A 20,512-nucleotide genomic window follows, 5' to 3' on the forward strand; every position below is an offset into this window, starting at 1 on the left:
GTTTTATAGCAACCCCTCATCGGTCAGTGTTTCCATACATTTTTGTAATAAAAATAGCGGACTTCCTTCTACCGGCGGTTCTTTTGCTAACAGGGAAATTTGTCGATAAAAGGTGGGTTCCAGCGCCACGGAGCATAATTTTCCTGCCGTGGCTTTTAAGGTTAATTCTGGCAATAAGGCGATACCTAATCCCTGGCGAATAAAATTCAGCGCAGTATCGGGATGGTTAAATTCATATTTAAATATCGGCTCAATACCCTTTTCTTTAAACAACGCCATAATGCTTAATTCATAACGACCTTTACTGACAATAAGTGGTTCGTCCATCAGTTCTTCGACCGTTACTGTACTATTGGCCGCCAGGGGATGATTTTCAGGCACCACTACGGTGAATTTATCCCGGTAAATGGGGACGCAATACATACCGTTGACCGGAAAAGGAACGAAACCGGCATCAATACTTCCGTCCTGCAGCGAATCAATAATAGCCGTACTGTTCTCTTCATAAGGGATAATTTTTACATTTGGATGATGGCTTTCAAAATAGCGAATGACGCCGGGTAAAATGCAGGCGCAGGCGCTGGGAAAACAGCCAATCCGTAGCGTACGGGCCGGGTTCTTTTTTTCTTGTTCGGCAATCTCTTTTACCGCGTTGACGTCGCGCTGGATCGCGCGTAAGTGCCTGACGATGCGGCTACCGGCGGCGGTAAGCTCAATCTCTTTACGACGCTCACGAATCAATATGTCAACGCCGAGCTCCTCCTCAAGCGCGGAGATGGCCTGGCTGACGGCGGATTGCGTCATGTATAGCCGTTTGCTGGCTTCGGTAAATCCGCCGTACTCCAGTACGGCAAGCAGGGCGTGGATTTGGGTTAGTGTCATTAGTAAAACCTAATCAATATAATTAAAACGATTAATTTTTCTAATAGAGTGCACTTGTTTATACTGCGATTCTATCGAATACATCACATTTTGACGCACCTGATAGGTGTTCAGTTGAGCTGAGCGTTGCCTGCGTGCGCCATCTGAGCGGGTCGTTAAGAATGAAAGAAAAATTATGGACGAAGGATTTTTGGGCAATCACCATAGTCAGTTTTATTATCTTTTTTGTTTTTTATGTACTGCTAACTTTATTACCCATTTATATCGCTGACCGCCTGCATGCTTCTGCAGATAAGGCCGGGCTGTTAGTGACATGTTTCCTGGCCGCGGCAATTGTTATTCGGCCGTTTGCCGGGCAGTGGGTGGGAAAATATTCGAATAAAAAGATTCTGGTGCTCTCTTCTCTGGCTTTTTTGGTGATTACTGCGCTGTATCCGGTTTGCCATTCTATCGAGTCGCTGCTCTTTATCCGCGTACTTCATGGGATTACGTTTGGTGTTATTACTACGGTAAAAGGAACTATTTCAGCGCGGTTAATTCCGGCCTCCCGACGTGGAGAGGGCATCAGCTTTTTCTCTTTAGCGATGGGCCTTGCGATGGTCGTAGGACCGTGGATCGGTTTGAATATGGCCCGCTGGAACGCGTTCACTGCCGCATTCTGGCTTTGTTCCGCTGTAGCGGCGTTAGGGATTGTACTTTCCCTGATTGTGACGGTCCCTCCGGTAATTCGTCATGCCGATGGTTCGAAACCGAATCTGGGTTTTGCCGCGATGTTTGACCGCGCCGCCCTGCCTTTTGCGCTGGTCACCTTTTTTATGACTTTCTCCTATGCCGGCGTATCGGCTTTCCTGGCGCTGTATGCGCGTGAGCTGGATTTAATGGCGGCGGCCAGTAATTTCCTGCTGTGCTACGCGATTTTCCTGATGATATGCCGTACTTTCACCGGGAATATTTGTGATAAAAAAGGGCCGAAATATGTTGTTTTCCCATGCCTGTTGGCTTTTACCATCGGTCTGGTGGCGTTGGGTTACACCAATGGCAGCATCATAATGATTATTTCCGGCGGTCTCATCGGTATCGGCTACGGTTCGGTCACGCCGGTTTTCCAGACGCAAATTATCAGCTCGGTTGAACCGCATAAAATCGGCGTGGCGAATTCACTGTTCTTTAACGCGATGGACGCCGGAATGGCGATTGGCGCCTTTATCATGGGAATGATGGTTGAGTCGGTTGGCTATCGTATGATTTATGTCGCTGGCGCGGTGCTGGTGGTACTCGCTGGCGCACTGTATGCCGTGCAGATGAAAAAACGTGGCGTGATGCCTTTGGTTTCCACCAGCGAGTTGCACTGAGTTACATCTCGATTTCGATATCGCCTTTTGCCCTGCAGCAGCAGGGCAAAATCTCTCCCGGCTGGATAAACGCTAAAGGTTCCGTAATCCAGTCAACCTGGCCGGCAACCAGTCGGGTACGACAGGAGCCGCAATATCCTTCGCGGCACTGATACTCCACCTCAACGTTATGCGATTCCAGCGCGGCCAGCAGAGAAGGGTGTTCATCCTGGCACAGCAGCTGTGTGCCAGTGATACGCAGCGTGACGCGTCCCATCAGAGCTGGAAATTACTCAGATCGTCGGTATCGACTTCCGAATCGATTTGTCCGACCAGATAAGAACTAACTTCCACTTCCTGTGGCGCGACCTGAACGTTATCGGACACCAGCCAGGTATTGATCCACGGGATTGGGTTGGAGCGGGTCTGGAACGGCAGATCCAGACCCACCGCCTGCATACGAATATTCGTAATATATTCAACGTATTGACACAGGATGTCTTTATTCAGGCCGATCATCGAACCGTCGCGGAACAGATAGTCCGCCCACTCTTTTTCCTGCTGCGCCGCCTGCACGAACAGGTCATAACATTCCTGTTTACACTCTTCGGCGATTTCCGCCATCTCCGGGTCGTCCACGCCGCTACGCAACAGGTTCAGCATATGTTGCGTGCCGGTCAGATGCAGCGCTTCGTCACGGGCGATCAGACGGATAATTTTGGCGTTGCCTTCCATCAGTTCACGCTCGGCAAATGCGAAAGAGCAGGCGAAGCTGACGTAGAAGCGGATGGCTTCCAGCGCGTTCACGCTCATCAGGCACAGATACAGTTTTTTCTTCAGCTCACGCAGATTCACGACAACCGTTTTGCCATTAACGGTATGGGTGCCTTCACCGAGCAGATGCCAGTAACTGGTCATCTCAATAAGTTCGTCGTAGTAGGCGGAGATACCTTCGGCGCGCTTCTGAATTTGCTCATTGGTCACGATATCGTCAAACACGACCGCCGGATCGTTGACGATGTTACGAATAATGTGGGTGTAGGATCGTGAGTGAATCGTCTCAGAAAACGCCCAGGTCTCTACCCACGTCTCCAGCTCCGGGATGGAAATGAGCGGCAGCAGGGCGACGTTCGGGCTACGTCCCTGAATGGAATCCAGCAGCGTCTGGTATTTGAGGTTGCTGATGAAGATATGTTTTTCGTGCTCCGGCAACGCCTGATAATCGATACGATCGCGGGAGACGTCGACCTCTTCCGGACGCCAGAAGAAAGAGAGCTGTTTTTCGATCAGTTTTTCGAAGATGTCATATTTCTGCTGGTCATAGCGTGCAACGTTGACCGGCTGGCCAAAGAACATGGGTTCCTTGAGCTGATCGTTTTTCGTCTGTGAAAAAGTGGTGTATGCCATTGAAGTGAATCCTTTATGGGATGAGCGCCGGATGGCGGCGCAAGCGCCTTATCCGGCCTACAAACCGTACAATCGTAGGCCGGGTAAGCATAGCGCTACCCGGCACTATTCATCAGATCTTACAAGCGCCGCTTTCGCAGCCATCGTCCTGAATAGAAGGCGCCAAATCGTCCTGCGCATCTTCCGCGCCGTCGCGGGTATTTTGATAGTACAGAGTTTTCACGCCAAACTTATACGCGGTGAGCAAATCTTTCAGCAGTTGCTGCATCGGCACTTTTCCTGACGGGAAACGTGACGGATCGTAGTTGGTATTGGCGGAAATCGACTGATCGATAAACTTCTGCATGATACCCACCAGTTGCAGATAACCGTCGTTGTTCGGCATCTCCCACAACAGTTCGTAAGCGTCTTTCAGATGCTCATAATCCGGCACGACCTGACGCAAAATACCGTCTTTCGAGGCCTTGATGCTGACGTAGCCGCGCGGCGGCTCAATGCCGTTGGTGGCGTTGGAGATCTGGGACGACGTTTCCGACGGCATTAGCGCCGATAGCGTGGAGTTACGCAGACCGTGGGTTTTGATCGACTCACGCAGCTGTTGCCAGTCGTAGTGCAGCGGTTCGTTGACGATCGCATCCAGATCTTTTTTGTAGGTGTCGATCGGCAAAATGCCTTTTGCATAAGTGGTTTCGTTGAACCAGGGGCAGGCGCCTTGCTCTTTCGCCAGTTCGTTGGACGCTTTAAGCAGATAGTACTGAATGGCTTCGAAGGTTTTATGCGTCAGATTATTGACGCTGCCGTCGGAATAACGCTTACCGTTTTTCGCCAGCCAGTAGGCGAAGTTAATCACGCCAATGCCCAGCGTACGACGGCCCATTGCGCCGCGTTTGGCAGCCGGAATCGGGTAATCCTGATAATCGAGCAGAGCATCCAAAGCGCGTACTGCCAGAATAGCCAGTTCTTCCAGCTCGTCCAGAGTTTTAATGGCGCCCAGGTTGAATGCAGACAGCGTACACAACGCAATTTCGCCGTTTTCATCGTTGACATCGTTCAGCGGTTTGGTCGGCAGGGCAATCTCCAGACACAGGTTAGACTGGCGTACCGGGGCGACAACCGGATCGAACGGACTGTGAGTATTGCAGTGGTCAACGTTCTGGATATAGATACGACCGGTAGAGGCGCGTTCCTGCATCATCAGCGAGAACAGTTCGACCGCTTTCACACGCTGTTTGCGGATGCTGTCGTCGTGTTCATATTTCACGTACAGGCGTTCGAATTCGTCCTGGTCGGCGAAGAACGCATCGTATAGCCCGGGTACATCCGACGGACTGAACAGCGTAATGTCGCCGCCCTTCAGCAGGCGGGTATACATCAGTTTGTTGATCTGTACGCCGTAGTCCATGTGACGTACGCGGTTGCCTTCCACGCCGCGGTTGTTTTTCAGCACCAGCAGGCTTTCCACTTCCAGATGCCACATCGGGTAGAAGAGGGTTGCCGCGCCGCCGCGCACGCCGCCCTGCGAACAGGATTTCACCGCCGTCTGGAAGTGCTTGTAGAACGGGATGCAGCCGGTGTGGAACGCTTCGCCGCCACGAATCGGGCTGCCCAGCGCACGAATGCGTCCCGCGTTGATACCGATACCGGCGCGCTGAGAAACGTATTTCACAATCGCGCTGGAGGTGGCGTTGATGGAATCCAGACTGTCGCCACACTCGATCAGTACGCAGGAGCTGAACTGACGGGTTGGGGTACGCACACCGGACATGATGGGCGTCGGCAGCGAAATTTTGAACGTAGAGACCGCATCGTAAAAACGTTTTACATAGTCAAGACGCGTTTCACGCGGGTAGTTCGAGAACAGGCAGGCCGCTACCAGAATGTAGAGGAACTGCGCGCTTTCATAGATTTCACCGGTCACGCGGTTTTGCACCAGATATTTCCCTTCCAGCTGCTTAACGGCAGCGTAGGAGAAGGTCATATCGCGATCGTGAACGATAAACGAATCCATCTGCTTGAACTCTTCTTCCGTGTAGTCTTCCAGCAGATGATTGTCGTATTTGCCAAACTCAACCATTTTTACCACATGGTGGTAAAGTGCGGGCGGCTCAAACTGGCCGAAGGCTTTCTTACGCAGGTGGAAAATCGCCAGACGCGCAGCCAGGTATTGATAATCCGGCGCATCGCGAGAGATCAGGTCTGCGGCGGCCTTAATGATAGTTTCATGGATATCGGAGGTCTTAATCCCATCATAAAACTGAATATGCGAGCGTAGCTCGACCTGAGAAACCGATACGTTATTCAGTCCTTCTGCCGCCCAATCAAGCACGCGATGAATTTTGTCGAGATTGATGCGCTCAGTACGGCCGTCACGCTTTGTCACCAGCAGACTCTGATTCATGTGGTTTTCTACCTGTTTACCTGTCCGTGAAAGAAAAATATCCCCCCGCTTATCCACAACGCCACGTTGTGACTAACTCTGTGGATAAATACTATATATAGGGGGTAATCGATAAGTGAAACGCTATATGGTGAGTATTCTAGTAGGGATTCTTTTGAGTACAAGAGTTGATTTTGGCGTTAAATTGCGGTTGCAAAAGCGTAAGAATCGCTAAATGCGCGTCTGATAAGGCCTGGAGAGGATGTCAACAATTCATAAAAAAAAATCAAAATTTGATCGAATGCTGATTTCTTCATCGAAGAGAAAGGTTGCGCCCGATGATCTAACGCAACCCTTATAGGAAAATTCTTTGATGTCAGGCTTTTTTAGCGCGGGTATGCAACATGTAGTTAACGTCTACTCCGGGACCGAGTTTGAAAGTATTGGTTATCGGGTTGTAGTGCAGCCCGGTGATATGTTGCTCTTTCAGGACGGTTTCATCTACCCAGCTTAACAGTTCAGCAGGCTTAATGAATTTCTTCACGTCGTGCGTGCCTTTTGGCACCATGCGCAGAATATACTCAGCGCCGACGACCGCCATCAGCCAGGATTTTCCATTGCGGTTCAACGTTGAGAAGAACACCTCGCCGCCGGGTTTAACCAGTTGGGCGCAGGCGTGGACGACCGATTGCGGATCGGGAACATGCTCCAGCATTTCCATACAGGTGACGACGTCGTATTGCTGGGCGTGTTTTGCCGCATGTTCCTCAACCGTCTCCTGCACGTACTCTACCTCGATGCCGCTTTCCAGCGCATGCAGTTTGGCGACCTGCAAAGGCTCAAAGCCCATATCCAGCCCGGTGACGGTTGCGCCTTCGCGTGCCATACTTTCCGCCAGAATGCCGCCGCCGCAGCCGACGTCGAGTACCTTTTTACCAAACAGGCCGCCTGAGCGCTCAGTAATGTAGCCAAGGCGTAGAGGGTTGATGCGATGCAATGGCTTGAATTCGCCCTCCAGATCCCACCAGCGCGACGCGACGGCTTCGAATTTGGCGATTTCATTATGGTCAACGTTGTGAGCTACCGACGGTTTTTCAGTGTTCATGAGTACATGAGATTCCGCTATTGATCTATCGGGGCAGTATAGCAGGTGCAAAGTCGCTGCGTTATATCTACTGCCGTCTTTATTACGCTTTCAGCGCAAGAAGTTTTCTTGCGCGTTCTGTAAAACCGCTACCGATGTGGTGCGTGATAAAATTACAGACGCCCTCGACGTTGTTGTTTTTTAACATATCCAAAATAGTGGCATGTCCACGGTTAGAGCTGGTGATATATTCAGCGGTAAAATCCAGTCTGTAGCGAATTGCCAATAAACGTGCTGAGATCAACAGGTGTGCTTGTGAAATGTATTTATTATCGGCATATTTCACAAAAACATAATGAAAATCATGATCCAGTTTGAGGTAAGCTTGCGTATCGCGCTCTGCATTAATTTTTGCTGACTTCGATAAAATATTGCTTAATTCGACTATGACATTGTTAGCATTTTTCTCCATCGCTTCACGAATTGCGCCCTGTTCAAGGATAACCCTCATTTTGATGAGATCATTGATATCCTCGTCGGTGACAGAAAAAACAAATGTCCCACTGCGGGGAATGATGTTGACCAGGTTTTCATTATAGCTCAGCCAAATAAAAGCTTCACGAATTGGTGTTTTACTTACCATCAGAATATTTGATAGTTCATTTTCACTGATCGCTTGCCCAAGATCGAAATCGCCATGGATAATCATCTCCCTTATTTTCTCTTTAATCACCTGGGTGATGGATTTGGGTATTTCAATTGATATGTGACTAAAATCACGCTTTAATCTATTTTTCATTTTCTTCTCCTCCATGGTTAAACCCGGCTCCATTGTAATTAATTTATTCAAAATTAACGGATCTAATATATCAGATATAAGAAAATTTACATACTTTATTGTTGTTATTGTATATTTCATTAAGTTTGCTTGCTGATATATCAGATATGACACATTAGCTTTTGAATTGTATTGTTTTTTACGTAACATCAATTCCGGTCAATACCCTTATTCATTGAATCATAAAAGGTGATGCAAAATGAGTAGTCCACAAGAAAATTTATACGATGCAATTCGTATTGTAAAAAGGAAAATCATTCCTTTGGCCTTTATTCTTTACTTTTTTAACTATATGGATCGTGTCAATATTGGGTTTGCTGCATTACGCATGAATGAATCTCTCGGTATTACGCCTGAGGATTTCGCTAATATTTCTTCTATATTCTTCATATCATATTTAATCTTTCAAATTCCGAGTAGCATTGGCTTGCAAAAGCTTGGCGCAAGAAAATGGATTAGTTCCATTATTATCGGCTGGGGAGCGGTAACAGGGCTGATTTTTTTTGCTAAAGATACTCAACATATTTTGCTGGCTCGCATTTTTTTGGGGGTATTTGAAGCTGGCTTTTTCCCGGGCATGGTTTATTATCTTGCATGCTGGTTCCCGGCTCGTGAACGCGGAAAAGTCAATAGTTTCTTCATGTTATCTATTGCTGTTGCATCGGTATTGGCTGCACCGATGTCTGGTTGGATCATCGAGCATTTGAATACCCCGGATTATGAAGGCTGGCGCTGGCTTTTTGCTATTGAAGGTATCCCTACCGTATTCCTTGGCATCCTGACATTTTATTTACTGCCTGACAGTCCAGAAAAGGCTAAATGGCTTACGCCACAGCAGATATCGGCCTTAGTTAATAAATTACGTACTGACAATGAAACCGCAGCTGCATTAAATAAAAATACCAACTCATCCTTTCTTTCCGTAATCAAAAATCCAGTTTTGCTTCAGCTTTCTTTCGCCTACATGTTGATTCAGGCGGCTGCTCTGGCGGCAAACTACTGGTTGCCGGGGTTGGTGAAGGGATTTTCAGCTGATTTTACGGATACTGACGTTGGTTTAATCATGAGTATTCCGTTTATTTTCGCTATGTTCAGCATGCCCTGGTGGGGCTGGCATTCCGATAAAAAGAATGAACGAAAATGGCATGCTGCATTACCCATGTTTCTGGCAGGCTGTGGTTTTCTGATGATTGCTCTTGTCCCCTCAATGTCGCTGAGAATGCTGGGGCTAACGTTCTATGGTGTTGGGATCCTCAGCTATTACGGACCTTACTGGGCGCTGCCTTCTGCATTATTGTCGCCGTCAGGGTTGGCTATCAGCATTGCGTTTATTAACTCATGTTCAAGTCTTGGCGGATTCCTGATTAATAAGTCACTGGGATTTGTTTCTACTCATTATGGTGCGACAGGAATATTTATTGTAGAGGCAATACTTTGCTTCGCTGCGGTAGCCGTTTTGGCGTTAATGAAAATTGATGTGAAAAAAGAAAAAAGCCAACAAACAAATGTTGTATCACGAACCTGATAAATGAAGAAATTATGAAAATTACATCTATTGAAGTTTTTGACTGTGAATTAAAAAAAAGAGATCAAACGATGTCATCCTATAATCCAGTACTTATCCGGGTGAATACCGACTCAGGATTAAGTGGTATTGGCGAAGTAGGACTGGCCTATGGCGCAGGCGCTAAAGCTGGCGTAGGGATCATCAGAGATCTGGCGCCATTGGTTGTGGGTGAAGATCCATTAAATATCGAAAAAATTTGGGAGTTCTTTTTCAGAAAGACTTTTTGGGGGATGGGGGGCGGAAACGTTTTTTATGCCGGAATGAGCGCTATTGATATTGCTCTTTGGGATATCAAAGGTAAATATTTAGGTGTACCTGTTTATCAGCTCCTTGGCGGGAAAACTAATGAAAAATTAAGAACCTATGCTAGTCAGTTACAATTTGGTTGGGGGGATAAACGCCAGATATTAGTGACACCTGAGGAATATGCTGAGGCGGCGCGTGCGGCTCTTGACGATGGATATGATGCGATTAAAGTGGATCCACTCGAAATCGATCGTAATGGCGATGACTGTGTTTTTCAGAATAAAAATCGTAACTATTCAGGATTGTTACTGGCCGATCAATTAAAAATGGGGGAAGCGCGAATTGCCGCTATGCGTGAAGCAATGGGGGATGATGCTGATATTATCGTGGAAATCCATTCTCTTCTCGGTACAAACTCAGCTATTCAATTTGCGAAGGCGATAGAAAAGTATCGTATCTTTCTTTATGAAGAACCGATTCATCCATTAAATTCTGATAATATGCAGAAAGTTTCCCGTTCAACAACGATTCCAATCGCCACTGGCGAGCGTTCCTACACAAGATGGGGATACAGGGAATTACTGGAGAAGCAGTCTATTGCCGTAGCGCAACCTGATTTGTGTCTCTGCGGCGGAATTACCGAAGGAAAGAAAATCTGTGACTATGCTAATATTTATGACACCACTGTACAGGTGCATGTTTGCGGCGGTCCTGTTTCCACGGTAGCCGCGCTGCATATGGAAACAGCAATTCCCAACTTTATTATTCATGAGCATCATACCAATGCGATGAAAGCATCTATTCGGGAACTTTGTACCCACGATTATCAACCGGAAAATGGCTATTATGTCGCGCCGGAACAGCCCGGATTGGGTCAGGAATTAAACGATGAGGTAGTGAAAGAATATCTGGCCTATGTGATTAAATAGCATCTGGTGATACTGATTATGGTTTATGCCTCCCGGCATATCCCCTAAATAATTCGAGTTGCAGGATAAAATGGTTAACCGTCTTGAACAGCGCTTGCGCTAACCGCGACGGGGCGAGGCCCAGGGATGGGCCGAGTAACTCGCCGCCAACGCACATGAAACTTGAAGTATGACGGGTATACACGGGAGGTATTGATTTTCTAACCTCTTCCTGGCCAGGCCCCGATCTCCCCTGTGTCGCCTCTGAAGCCGATCGCCAATAAACGCCGAGACCACGCTTATAAATGAAGAGAGCATGCGGCACCCGAATAAAGCATTGTCTGGCTGCATTCCGTTTACCAGTACGTGGGCGAATGTGTTATAATTTGCGACCTTTGAATCCGGGATACAGTAGAGGGATAGCGGTTAGATGAGCGACCTTGCGAGAGAAATTACACCGGTCAACATTGAGGAGGAGCTGAAGAGCTCCTATCTGGATTATGCGATGTCGGTCATTGTTGGCCGTGCGCTGCCGGATGTCCGAGATGGCCTGAAGCCGGTACACCGTCGCGTACTTTACGCCATGAACGTATTGGGCAATGACTGGAACAAAGCCTATAAAAAATCTGCCCGTGTCGTTGGTGACGTAATCGGTAAATACCATCCCCACGGCGATTCCGCAGTGTATGACACCATCGTTCGTATGGCGCAGCCATTCTCGCTGCGTTACATGCTGGTGGATGGTCAGGGTAACTTCGGTTCTATTGACGGCGACTCCGCGGCGGCAATGCGTTATACGGAGATCCGTCTGGCGAAAATCGCCCACGAACTGATGGCCGATCTCGAAAAAGAGACGGTGGATTTCGTGGATAACTATGACGGTACGGAAAAAATTCCGGACGTCATGCCGACCAAAATTCCGAATCTGCTGGTGAACGGTTCTTCCGGTATCGCAGTAGGTATGGCGACGAATATCCCGCCGCACAACCTGACGGAAGTGATTAACGGCTGCCTGGCGTATATCGACAACGAAGACATCAGCATTGAAGGGCTGATGGAACATATTCCGGGGCCGGACTTCCCGACCGCCGCGATCATCAACGGTCGTCGTGGTATCGAAGAAGCCTACCGTACCGGTCGTGGCAAAGTGTACATTCGCGCCCGCGCGGAAGTTGAAGCTGACGCGAAAACGGGCCGTGAAACCATCATCGTCCATGAAATTCCCTATCAGGTGAACAAAGCGCGCCTGATCGAGAAAATCGCCGAGCTGGTGAAAGATAAACGCGTGGAAGGCATCAGCGCGCTGCGTGACGAATCCGACAAAGACGGGATGCGCATCGTGATTGAAGTGAAACGCGATGCGGTGGGCGAGGTGGTGCTTAATAATCTCTACTCCCAGACCCAGCTACAGGTTTCCTTCGGTATTAACATGGTGGCGCTGCATCACGGCCAGCCGAAGATCATGAACCTGAAAGACATCATTTCAGCGTTCGTGCGCCACCGCCGTGAAGTGGTGACGCGTCGTACTATTTTTGAACTGCGTAAAGCCCGTGACCGCGCGCATATCCTTGAAGCTCTGGCGATTGCGCTGGCTAACATCGACCCGATTATCGAACTGATTCGCCGCGCGCCAACGCCGGCAGAAGCAAAAGCGGCGCTGATTTCGCGTCCGTGGGATCTGGGCAACGTTGCTGCGATGCTGGAGCGCGCTGGTGATGACGCTGCGCGTCCGGAATGGCTGGAGCCAGAATTTGGCGTGCGTGACGGTCAGTATTACCTGACTGAGCAGCAGGCGCAGGCGATTCTGGATCTGCGTTTGCAGAAACTGACCGGCCTGGAGCATGAAAAACTGCTCGACGAATACAAAGAGCTGCTGGAGCAGATTGCTGAACTGCTGCACATTCTGGGCAGCGCCGATCGCCTGATGGAAGTGATCCGCGAAGAGATGGAGTTAATTCGCGATCAGTTCGGCGATGAGCGTCGTACCGAAATCACCGCCAACAGCGCCGATATTAATATCGAAGATCTGATTAGCCAGGAAGATGTTGTCGTGACGCTGTCTCACCAGGGTTACGTCAAGTATCAACCGCTGACGGATTACGAAGCGCAACGTCGTGGTGGGAAAGGTAAATCTGCCGCGCGTATTAAAGAAGAAGACTTTATCGATCGCCTGCTGGTGGCCAACACCCATGACACCATCCTCTGCTTCTCCAGCCGGGGCCGTCTGTACTGGATGAAGGTCTATCAGTTGCCGGAAGCCAGTCGTGGCGCGCGCGGTCGTCCGATCGTCAACCTGCTGCCGCTGGAAGCCAACGAACGTATCACCGCGATTCTGCCGGTTCGTGAGTACGAAGAAGGCGTGAACGTCTTTATGGCGACCGCCAGCGGTACCGTGAAGAAAACGGCGCTGACCGAATTCAGCCGTCCGCGTTCCGCCGGTATTATCGCGGTGAACCTCAACGACGGCGACGAGCTGATTGGCGTTGACCTGACTTCTGGTTCTGACGAAGTCATGCTGTTCTCGGCCGCGGGCAAAGTGGTGCGCTTCAAAGAAGACGCCGTCCGTGCGATGGGGCGTACCGCGACCGGTGTGCGCGGTATTAAGCTGGCGGGAGACGATAAAGTCGTCTCTCTGATCATCCCACGCGGCGAAGGCGCTATTCTGACCGTAACGCAAAACGGCTACGGGAAGCGTACCGCAGCGGACGAGTACCCGACCAAGTCTCGTGCGACGCAGGGCGTTATCTCTATCAAAGTGACCGAGCGCAACGGTTCCGTTGTCGGTGCGGTACAGGTAGACGATTGCGACCAGATCATGATGATCACGGATGCCGGTACTCTGGTGCGTACCCGTGTGTCCGAGATCAGCGTCGTGGGACGTAATACCCAGGGCGTTATCCTTATCCGCACGGCGGAAGATGAAAACGTGGTGGGTCTGCAACGCGTTGCTGAACCGGTAGATGACGAAGAACTCGACGCTATCGACGGCAGCGTGGCGGAAGGGGATGAGGATATCGCCCCGGAAGCGGAAAGCGATGACGACGTTGCGGATGACGCTGACGAGTAATGTTATTGCTGTGCGAGGGCCGGATATCCGGCCCTTTTTCTTTGCCGTTGCGGGCTACGTCATTTACCGCTACCTTAGTCACACTCTATTTACATCCTGAGGCGGAGCTTCGCCCCTTTGAAATACCTTGCTTCCTTTCGAACTACGCTGAAAGTCTCGCGCTACTTATTCAGAGCGTTAGCGTTACTCATTTGGCTCTTAATCGCCTTTGTTTCGGTGTTTTACATCGTCAATGCCCTGCACCAGCGGGAATCTGAAATTCGTCAGGAGTTCAACCTTAGCTCCGATCAGGCGCAGCGTTTTATCCAGCGCACGTCGGATGTGATGAAAGAGCTCAAATATATCGCCGAGAACCGTTTAACGGCGGAAAACGGCGTCATGTCGTCGCGTGCGCGTGATGACAAAATGGTGGTGCCGGACTTTGAACCGCTATTTGCCGACTCAGACTGTGCGGCGATGGGCTCCGCCTGGCGCGGATCGCTGGAGTCGCTGGCCTGGTTTATGCGTTACTGGCGCGACAACTTTTCAGCGGCGTATGATCTTAACCGCGTTTTCCTGATTGGCAGCGATAACCTCTGTATGGCGAATTTCGGCCTGCGTGAAATGCCCGTGGAGCGCGATGATGCGTTAAAAGCGTTACATGAGCGGATTATGAAATACCGCAACGCGCCGCAGGAAGAAAGTGGGAATAACCTTTTCTGGATAAGCCAGGGCGCGCGTCAGGGCGTGGGCTACTTTTATGCGCTGACGCCGGTGTATCTGGCCAACCGTCTGCAAGCGTTGCTGGGCGTCGAGCAGTCCATCCGCATGGAAAATTTTTTCACGCCGGGCAGTTTGCCGATGGGCGTCACCATTATTGATGAGAACGGCCATTCGCTGATTTCGTTGACCGGTCCTGACGGCATTATTAAAGCGGAGCCGCGCTGGATGCAGGAGCGTTCCTGGTTTGGTTATACGCCAGGTTTTCGCGAACTGGTACTCAAAAAAAGCCTGCCGCCATCCTCGCTCAGTATTGTCTATTCTGTGCCTGTAGATTTAGTCCTGGAGCGTATTCGTATTCTTATCCTGAACGCTATCCTGCTGAACGTGCTGGTGGGGGCAGGGCTGTTTACGCTTGCGCGGATGTATGAGCGGCGAATTTTCATTCCGGCGGAGAGCGATGCCCAGCGTCTGGAAGAGCATGAACAGTTCAACCGTAAAATCGTCGCCTCCGCGCCGGTGGGGATCTGTATTCTGCGCACTATTGATGGTGTCAATATTCTGAGTAACGAACTGGCGCACACCTACCTGAACATGCTCACGCATGAAGACAGACAGCGCCTGACGCAAATCATTTGCGGCCAGCAGGTTAACTTCGTCGATGTATTGACCAGCAATAATACCAATTTGCAAATTAGCTTCGTCCATTCCCGCTATCGCAATGAAAACGTTGCGATTTGCGTGTTGGTAGATGTGAGTACGCGCGTCAAAATGGAAGAGTCGCTGCAAGAGATGGCGCAGGCGGCGGAGCAGGCAAGCCAGTCTAAATCCATGTTCCTTGCGACGGTCAGCCATGAATTGCGCACACCGCTGTACGGTATCATTGGCAATCTCGATCTGCTGCAAACCAAAGAGCTGCCAAAAGGCGTGGAACGTCTGGTCACGGCGATGAATAACTCCTCCAGTCTGTTGCTGAAAATTATCAGCGACATTCTCGACTTCTCGAAAATTGAGTCGGAACAGCTAAAGATTGAGCCGCGCGAATTTTCACCGCGAGAGGTGATGAACCATATCACCGCCAATTATCTGCCGTTGGTGGTGCGTAAGCAGCTCGGTCTGTATTGTTTTATTGAGCCTGACGTGCCGGTATCGCTGAACGGCGACCCGATGCGTTTACAGCAGGTTATTTCAAACCTGTTGAGCAACGCCATTAAGTTTACCGATATTGGCTGCATCGTGCTGCATGTGCGCTGTGATGGGGATTATCTCAGCATTCGCGTGCGGGATACCGGCGTCGGTATTCCGGCAAAAGAGGTGGTTCGCCTGTTCGATCCCTTCTTCCAGGTGGGAACCGGCGTACAGCGTAACTTTCAGGGGACCGGTCTGGGGCTGGCGATTTGCGAAAAATTGATCAGCATGATGGACGGCGATATTTCCGTCGATTCGGAGCCGGGCATGGGGAGCCAGTTTACGCTGCGCATCCCGCTTTATGGCGCGCAATACCCTGTGAAAAAGAGCGTGGAAGGACTCGCCGGAACCTGCTGTTGGCTGGCGGTGCGCAATACTTCTTTGTGCCAGTTTATTGAGACCAGTCTGGCGCGTAGCGGCGTTCATACGCAGCGTTATGAAGGGCAAGAACCCGCCGCGGACGATATTTTGATTGTCGATGACGCGCTGGAGCATACCTGGCAGGGGAGGGCTGCGGTCGTCTTTTGCCGCCGTCATATCGGGATTCCGTTGGAAAGAGCGCCGGGCGAGTGGGTGCATAGTGTGGCGTCGGTGCATGAGTTGCCCGCACTGTTGGCGCGTATTTATAGTATTGAGCTGGATAGTGAAGCGCTTTCCAGCGCATTGCCGACGACGGATAAAACCGCAGATTCAAATGACGACATGATGATTCTGGTCGTTGACGATCATCCGATCAATCGCCGTCTGCTGGCCGATCAATTGGGATCGCTGGGGTATCAGTGTAAGACAGCCAATGATGGCGTGGACGCTCTGAATGTGCTGAGTAAAAATGCTATCGATATTGTTCTGAGCGATGTGAACATGCCGAACATGGACGGCTATCGCCTGACGCAGCGTATCCGTCAGCTTGGGCTGACGCTGCCGGTCGTCGGCGTGACGGCGAACGCGCTGGCGGAAGAGAAACAACGTTGCCTGGAGTCCGGTATGGACAGCTGTTTGTCGAAGCCTGTGACGCTGGATGTGTTGAAACAGACGCTGGCGGTGTATGCCGAACGAGTACGTAAAACGCGGGCATAAAAAATGCCGGATGGCGGCGTCGCCTGTCCGGCTTGCAAAAGATGAGTCGACTGGTAGGCCTGATAAGCGTAGCGCCATCAGGCTGGGTAACGTAAAAGCGATTTATTCTTTGTCTGTCGGACTCAGGGTGACGGAAGAGAGATAGTTGAGCAGCGCGATATCATTCTCTACGCCCAGTTTCATCATCGCCGATTTCTTCTGGCTGCTGATGGTCTTAATGCTGCGGTTGAGCTTCTTGGCGATTTCGGTGACCAAAAAGCCCTCGGCGAACAGGCGTAATACTTCGCTCTCTTTTGGCGACAGGCGCTTATCGCCGTAACCGCCTGCGCTGATTTTCTCCAGCAGACGAGAAACGCTTTCTGGGGTGAATTTTTTGCCTTTTTGCAGCGCGGCCAGCGCCTTAGGCAGATCGGTTGGCGCACCCTGCTTGAGTACGATCCCTTCAATATCAAGATCCAACACGGCGCTCAGGATCGCCGGGTTGTTGTTCATGGTCAGAACGATAATAGACAGGCTCGGAAAATGACGCTTGATGTACTTGATCAAGGTGATCCCATCGCCGTATTTATCTCCCGGCATGGAGAGGTCAGTGATCAACACATGCGCATCTAATTTCGGCAGGTTGTTGATCAATGCTGTGGAATCTTCAAATTCGCCGACAACATTCACCCACTCGATTTGTTCAAGTGATTTGCGAATACCGAACAGTACAATCGGGTGGTCATCGGCAATAATTACGTTCATATTGTTCATGTATTGGGCTACCTTGCTACAGCAAGCTTTTGACGTAGGCGTCAATGTCGCTGATATATTTTTCTATACCTGGAGCATCTTTCTCACGAATCAGATGTTCCAGCGTTTCACATAACTGCTTGCCGGGTACCAGATTAAGCATGGCAAACACCCCTTTCAGGCGGTGGGCCGTTTGGGCCAGCGCAGCGAAATCGCTGGTTGCCGCCTCAGTATACAACCTCTTAACATCATCCGGTACTGTGTCTACAAATAGCGCATAATAGCCGCTGGCATGAAGCTCGGCATTTTCATCTCCGCCGAGCGGGGAGGCGGGAATCTCTTCCTGCGCCAGCTGCTCTTCGATAAGTTGTAGTACAGCTTCCTGCATAGCATTGCTCATATTAAAGTTGACGCGCAACTGACCCGGGCCAATTTTCCGCACGCCTGACTCATCATCGCTTAAAAGCAAGCCCGAGGCAGTAAGATTAGACGGATTATCCGTTAAAAAGAGATCATATTCTTGACTTATCTGCCTTTCATCCGGCGTGATGCAGGTGGCGCCCCAGTTTTCTAACTGACGCAGCACAATCGCGCGAACCTCGTTGGACGTCACATCGACCATTACGCTCACGTCGTCCAGCAGGCGCTCTTCGACCTGAGTATGCTGATCGTGAGGAAGCATTTTGACATGAACGGTATAGCGCGTGCCCAGCGTTTCTCGCGCTTTAATGTTGAGATGACCGCCCAGTTTGCGCGCCAGTTGATTGCACAGCCAGAAGGTGAGCGGATTCGCTTTGCCGTAACGATCGCCCTGCGTTTCATTCATATACGGGAAATGCAGATTATCAATCTCGTTTAACGTTACGCCTTCGCCCGTATCCAGAATACGGAAAGTCAGACGCTCCGCGATGGATTCATCCTGCTCGACTTCAAGCGTAATTTTACCCATAGCAGTCGTTGTGACGGCATACTGAATCAACAGCAGCAAAACCCGGCGCAGGGCGTCGCGATCGCCCCAGCGTTCATCGTTGCCGCTAAGATGGTTATTAATCAGCAGTTGCAGCCCTTTACGCTTAATGGCGGGCAGCACTTCCGGCACGACTTCGTCAATAAGATCCTGAAGGGAGAACAGCGTTGCTTCGCTCTTCCATGCGTCATTTTCCAGCATATTCGCCAGTTGGATTTCATCGATCATACGTACCAATACATCCGCCTGATCCGCCAGTTTCAGGCTTTCCGGCGTGGTGACTGCTGCGGCGTTAACCGCCAGTTGGCGTACGGGCTCTTTAAGCGTGTTGCTGATATTTTGCATAAAGGCGGCGCGGCCCTGCTGATTCTTCTCATACAAACGCTGCGCCTGTTTAAGCTTCTTATTCACCAGCACTTCCCGGTCCTGATCGCGAATAATAAAGATCTGCGTGCGGGGAGCGATCTGGCTGCGAAACAGACGGATCTCATACAGTTCGTTATTAATTGTCGCCTGAATCACGCCCTGATGCTGTTCCGCCATGCTGGTAATATTTTGCAGGTTAAGATGCGGCAACAGATGATCGGCGATTTTATTGCTGATCACGGTGCGGTTTCCTTCCTGATCGTAGACCAGCAGACCCAGCGGCAGCAGAGAAACGATCTCTTCATTAATGGCGCGTAAGACGCGAAGCTCGTTATTCGCCGCGTTGCCGGATGTCGATTCCGTCGACCGTCCCGGCTGATGACGGAACGTGGCGTAGCCAAATAACGCCAACGCCAGCAGCCCGATGTTCAGCAGTAAAGGCAGCAGAATATTTTGCAGCGTATCAAGCAAAAGCGTACCGAACGGTACCTGCCAGATCAGGCGCATTCCGGTAGAGTTAAGCGCTGAGGAGATCTCAATTTTTGAACCGTTAAAGCTAATCGTGACGCTATCTGGCGCTTCCTTTTCACTGCTTCGCCCCGTCGCCTGGGTTGCGTCAGGCTCTATCCGAAAACTGTCCAGCGGCATTCCCGGCGGGATTAAATCATTAATGGGCAGATCAAACGCCACCACGGTCGCCAGATGTCCTGGCTGATTGAAGGTCGTGCGCAGCGTAAAATAGTGACCGTTTTGCCAGGCCAGTTTTCGCAATGAGGAGAAACTTTCGCGCTCATCCAGTGCATTCGCCTGCTGCAACATCTCTGCCCGGCGGGAATCGACGATATTGCCAATAGTGGACTCTTTAAAGCCGGAAGAGAGATCTTTCAACGGTAGGGTAGAGATAAGAATCAGGCTGTTATCCTGTCCGTTGAGGTAATACATTGACCACGGCACGTTTTCCGCGCCCCACAGCGTATCCAGATAAGTTGACATACGCTGCGTCATTTCCAGCGTGGCGCTGTCATGGGAACCGAAAATCAGCGCTTCAGTTTTACGTCGCGGCTTTTCAAGATAATACACATCCTGCTTCAGACGCGTTTCCTGAAGTCCTTCACCTGTCGATGGCGTAGTGGTCGCGGCGATGTTGTCATAAATTTGCCAGGTAACATACCGCCAGGTATCCACGCGTTTATGAATAGCGTGGGTGATATCGACAATTTGATAGCTTTTGTCTTTCAACCAGGCGTTGACGGCGCTCTGTACCATAACGCCCATCGTTACCAGCAGCACAATGATCAGCAATAAGAAGAAACGGGTAATGCTTCCCGGTAGAAGGGAGAATCGGGTAGAGACCGTTGTGTCAGACTGACTCATTTATGTTTACGACCTGTAAAAGCAACGCTGAAGGTGAAGGGCAGTATAAAGGGTAATGAATGAATTTCCAGACTCTTACGTCATGCCGGGCAACTTAACACGCGCTCCGTCGGCGGGACGGGAAAAGCGTACAACCTTCGCAGAACGGTACAAATATAAAGACTACTTATAAATGTTTAGCACTAAATATCAAGAAATTATTTGCTAATGTCTTACGAACGGTCGAGCAGGGGAGTGTAGTGAATAACCGTGATAGTTTTAGGCAGGTAGCATAAATCAGCCGGGTGTGTCTGAAAAAGGGTAAAAAAAACCGAATGCGAAGCATCCGGTTGAAATAGGGGTAAACAGACATTCAGAAGTGAATGACGGTAATAAATAAAGTTAATGATGATAGCGGTCACT

The 20,512-nt window shown here is 50.1% G+C and carries 13 protein-coding genes; 5 read left to right on the forward strand and 8 right to left on the reverse strand.

Translation table 11 applies throughout. The features are described 5' to 3' along the window. Positions 1–3: 3 nt before the first annotated feature. Entirely contained in the window at positions 4–882 is an 879-nt protein-coding gene (locus J4613_RS17715; RefSeq protein WP_000176718.1) for a LysR family transcriptional regulator, read from the reverse strand. Between the two features lie 161 nt (positions 883–1,043). Here J4613_RS17715 and J4613_RS17720 point away from each other — a divergent pair, with 161 nt between their 5' ends. After that, a complete protein-coding gene (locus tag J4613_RS17720) occupies positions 1,044–2,234 on the forward strand; it encodes an MFS transporter (protein ID WP_000660245.1) in 1,191 nt (396 codons plus the stop codon). Between the two features lies 1 nt (position 2,235). Here J4613_RS17720 and yfaE read toward each other — a convergent pair whose 3' ends face one another. From yfaE to J4613_RS17745, 5 genes are all read right to left on the reverse strand, one after another. Next, complete coding sequence (gene yfaE / locus J4613_RS17725) at positions 2,236–2,490, reverse strand: ferredoxin-like diferric-tyrosyl radical cofactor maintenance protein YfaE (RefSeq protein WP_000533921.1); 255 nt, start codon at positions 2,488–2,490, stop codon at positions 2,236–2,238. After that, positions 2,490–3,620 (reverse strand): class Ia ribonucleoside-diphosphate reductase subunit beta, encoded by a 1,131-nt coding sequence (gene nrdB, locus J4613_RS17730; RefSeq protein WP_000332026.1) that lies wholly within the window; start codon positions 3,618–3,620, stop codon positions 2,490–2,492. Before nrdB ends, yfaE begins: the two co-directional genes overlap by 1 nt. Positions 3,621–3,732: 112 nt before the next feature. Beyond that, positions 3,733–6,018 (reverse strand): class 1a ribonucleoside-diphosphate reductase subunit alpha, encoded by a 2,286-nt coding sequence (gene nrdA, locus J4613_RS17735; RefSeq protein ID WP_111742283.1) that lies wholly within the window; start codon positions 6,016–6,018, stop codon positions 3,733–3,735. A 355-nt stretch (positions 6,019–6,373) separates the two neighbouring features. After that, a complete protein-coding gene (gene ubiG / locus J4613_RS17740; protein WP_001091009.1) occupies positions 6,374–7,102 on the reverse strand; it encodes a bifunctional 2-polyprenyl-6-hydroxyphenol methylase/3-demethylubiquinol 3-O-methyltransferase UbiG in 729 nt (242 codons plus the stop codon). A gap of 82 nt (positions 7,103–7,184) precedes the next feature. Next, positions 7,185–8,069 (reverse strand): GntR family transcriptional regulator, encoded by an 885-nt coding sequence (locus tag J4613_RS17745; protein ID WP_000944714.1) that lies wholly within the window; start codon positions 8,067–8,069, stop codon positions 7,185–7,187. 49 nt (positions 8,070–8,118) lie between these two features. Here J4613_RS17745 and J4613_RS17750 point away from each other — a divergent pair, with 49 nt between their 5' ends. From J4613_RS17750 to rcsC, 4 genes are all read left to right on the forward strand, one after another. Further along, positions 8,119–9,444 (forward strand): MFS transporter, encoded by a 1,326-nt coding sequence (locus J4613_RS17750; protein ID WP_000098078.1) that lies wholly within the window; start codon positions 8,119–8,121, stop codon positions 9,442–9,444. 14 nt (positions 9,445–9,458) lie between these two features. Further along, on the forward strand, positions 9,459–10,661 hold the full coding sequence (locus J4613_RS17755) for a mandelate racemase/muconate lactonizing enzyme family protein (RefSeq protein ID WP_000705590.1): 1,203 nt from the start codon (positions 9,459–9,461) through the stop codon (positions 10,659–10,661). Between the two features lie 409 nt (positions 10,662–11,070). After that, on the forward strand, positions 11,071–13,707 hold the full coding sequence (gene gyrA / locus J4613_RS17760; RefSeq protein WP_001281271.1) for a DNA topoisomerase (ATP-hydrolyzing) subunit A: 2,637 nt from the start codon (positions 11,071–11,073) through the stop codon (positions 13,705–13,707). Positions 13,708–13,824: 117 nt separating this feature from the next. Continuing rightward, positions 13,825–16,671 (forward strand): two-component system sensor histidine kinase RcsC, encoded by a 2,847-nt coding sequence (gene rcsC, locus J4613_RS17765; RefSeq protein ID WP_000876078.1) that lies wholly within the window; start codon positions 13,825–13,827, stop codon positions 16,669–16,671. Between the two features lie 102 nt (positions 16,672–16,773). Here rcsC and rcsB read toward each other — a convergent pair whose 3' ends face one another. Both rcsB and rcsD read right to left on the reverse strand, forming a co-directional pair. Next, positions 16,774–17,424: a response regulator transcription factor RcsB gene (rcsB, locus tag J4613_RS17770; RefSeq protein ID WP_001061919.1), complete on the reverse strand. Its 651-nt coding sequence runs from the start codon at positions 17,422–17,424 to the stop codon at positions 16,774–16,776. 16 nt (positions 17,425–17,440) lie between these two features. Continuing rightward, entirely contained in the window at positions 17,441–20,110 is a 2,670-nt protein-coding gene (gene rcsD / locus J4613_RS17775; RefSeq protein WP_000083202.1) for a phosphotransferase RcsD, read from the reverse strand. Between the last annotated feature and the right edge of the window lie 402 nt (positions 20,111–20,512).

This window comes from Salmonella sp. 32020114201800008SM, from assembly GCF_017572025.1.
In the GTDB taxonomy this organism is placed as follows: domain Bacteria; phylum Pseudomonadota; class Gammaproteobacteria; order Enterobacterales; family Enterobacteriaceae; genus Salmonella; species Salmonella enterica.

What these genes read in the sequence shown, in the direction of transcription:
- rcsB (WP_001061919.1), bottom strand. Translation starts at nt 17,424, where the DNA reads ATGAACAATATGAACGTAATTATTGCCGATGACCACCCGATTGTACTG.
- J4613_RS17750 (WP_000098078.1), top strand. Translation starts at nt 8,119, where the DNA reads ATGAGTAGTCCACAAGAAAATTTATACGATGCAATTCGTATTGTAAAA.
- J4613_RS17755 (WP_000705590.1), top strand. Translation starts at nt 9,459, where the DNA reads ATGAAAATTACATCTATTGAAGTTTTTGACTGTGAATTAAAAAAAAGA.
- nrdB (WP_000332026.1), bottom strand. Translation starts at nt 3,620, where the DNA reads ATGGCATACACCACTTTTTCACAGACGAAAAACGATCAGCTCAAGGAA.
- ubiG (WP_001091009.1), bottom strand. Translation starts at nt 7,102, where the DNA reads ATGAACACTGAAAAACCGTCGGTAGCTCACAACGTTGACCATAATGAA.
- nrdA (WP_111742283.1), bottom strand. Translation starts at nt 6,018, where the DNA reads ATGAATCAGAGTCTGCTGGTGACAAAGCGTGACGGCCGTACTGAGCGC.
- gyrA (WP_001281271.1), top strand. Translation starts at nt 11,071, where the DNA reads ATGAGCGACCTTGCGAGAGAAATTACACCGGTCAACATTGAGGAGGAG.
- yfaE (WP_000533921.1), bottom strand. Translation starts at nt 2,490, where the DNA reads ATGGGACGCGTCACGCTGCGTATCACTGGCACACAGCTGCTGTGCCAG.
- J4613_RS17715 (WP_000176718.1), bottom strand. Translation starts at nt 882, where the DNA reads ATGACACTAACCCAAATCCACGCCCTGCTTGCCGTACTGGAGTACGGC.
- rcsD (WP_000083202.1), bottom strand. Translation starts at nt 20,110, where the DNA reads ATGAGTCAGTCTGACACAACGGTCTCTACCCGATTCTCCCTTCTACCG.
- J4613_RS17745 (WP_000944714.1), bottom strand. Translation starts at nt 8,069, where the DNA reads ATGTTACGTAAAAAACAATACAATTCAAAAGCTAATGTGTCATATCTG.
- J4613_RS17720 (WP_000660245.1), top strand. Translation starts at nt 1,044, where the DNA reads ATGAAAGAAAAATTATGGACGAAGGATTTTTGGGCAATCACCATAGTC.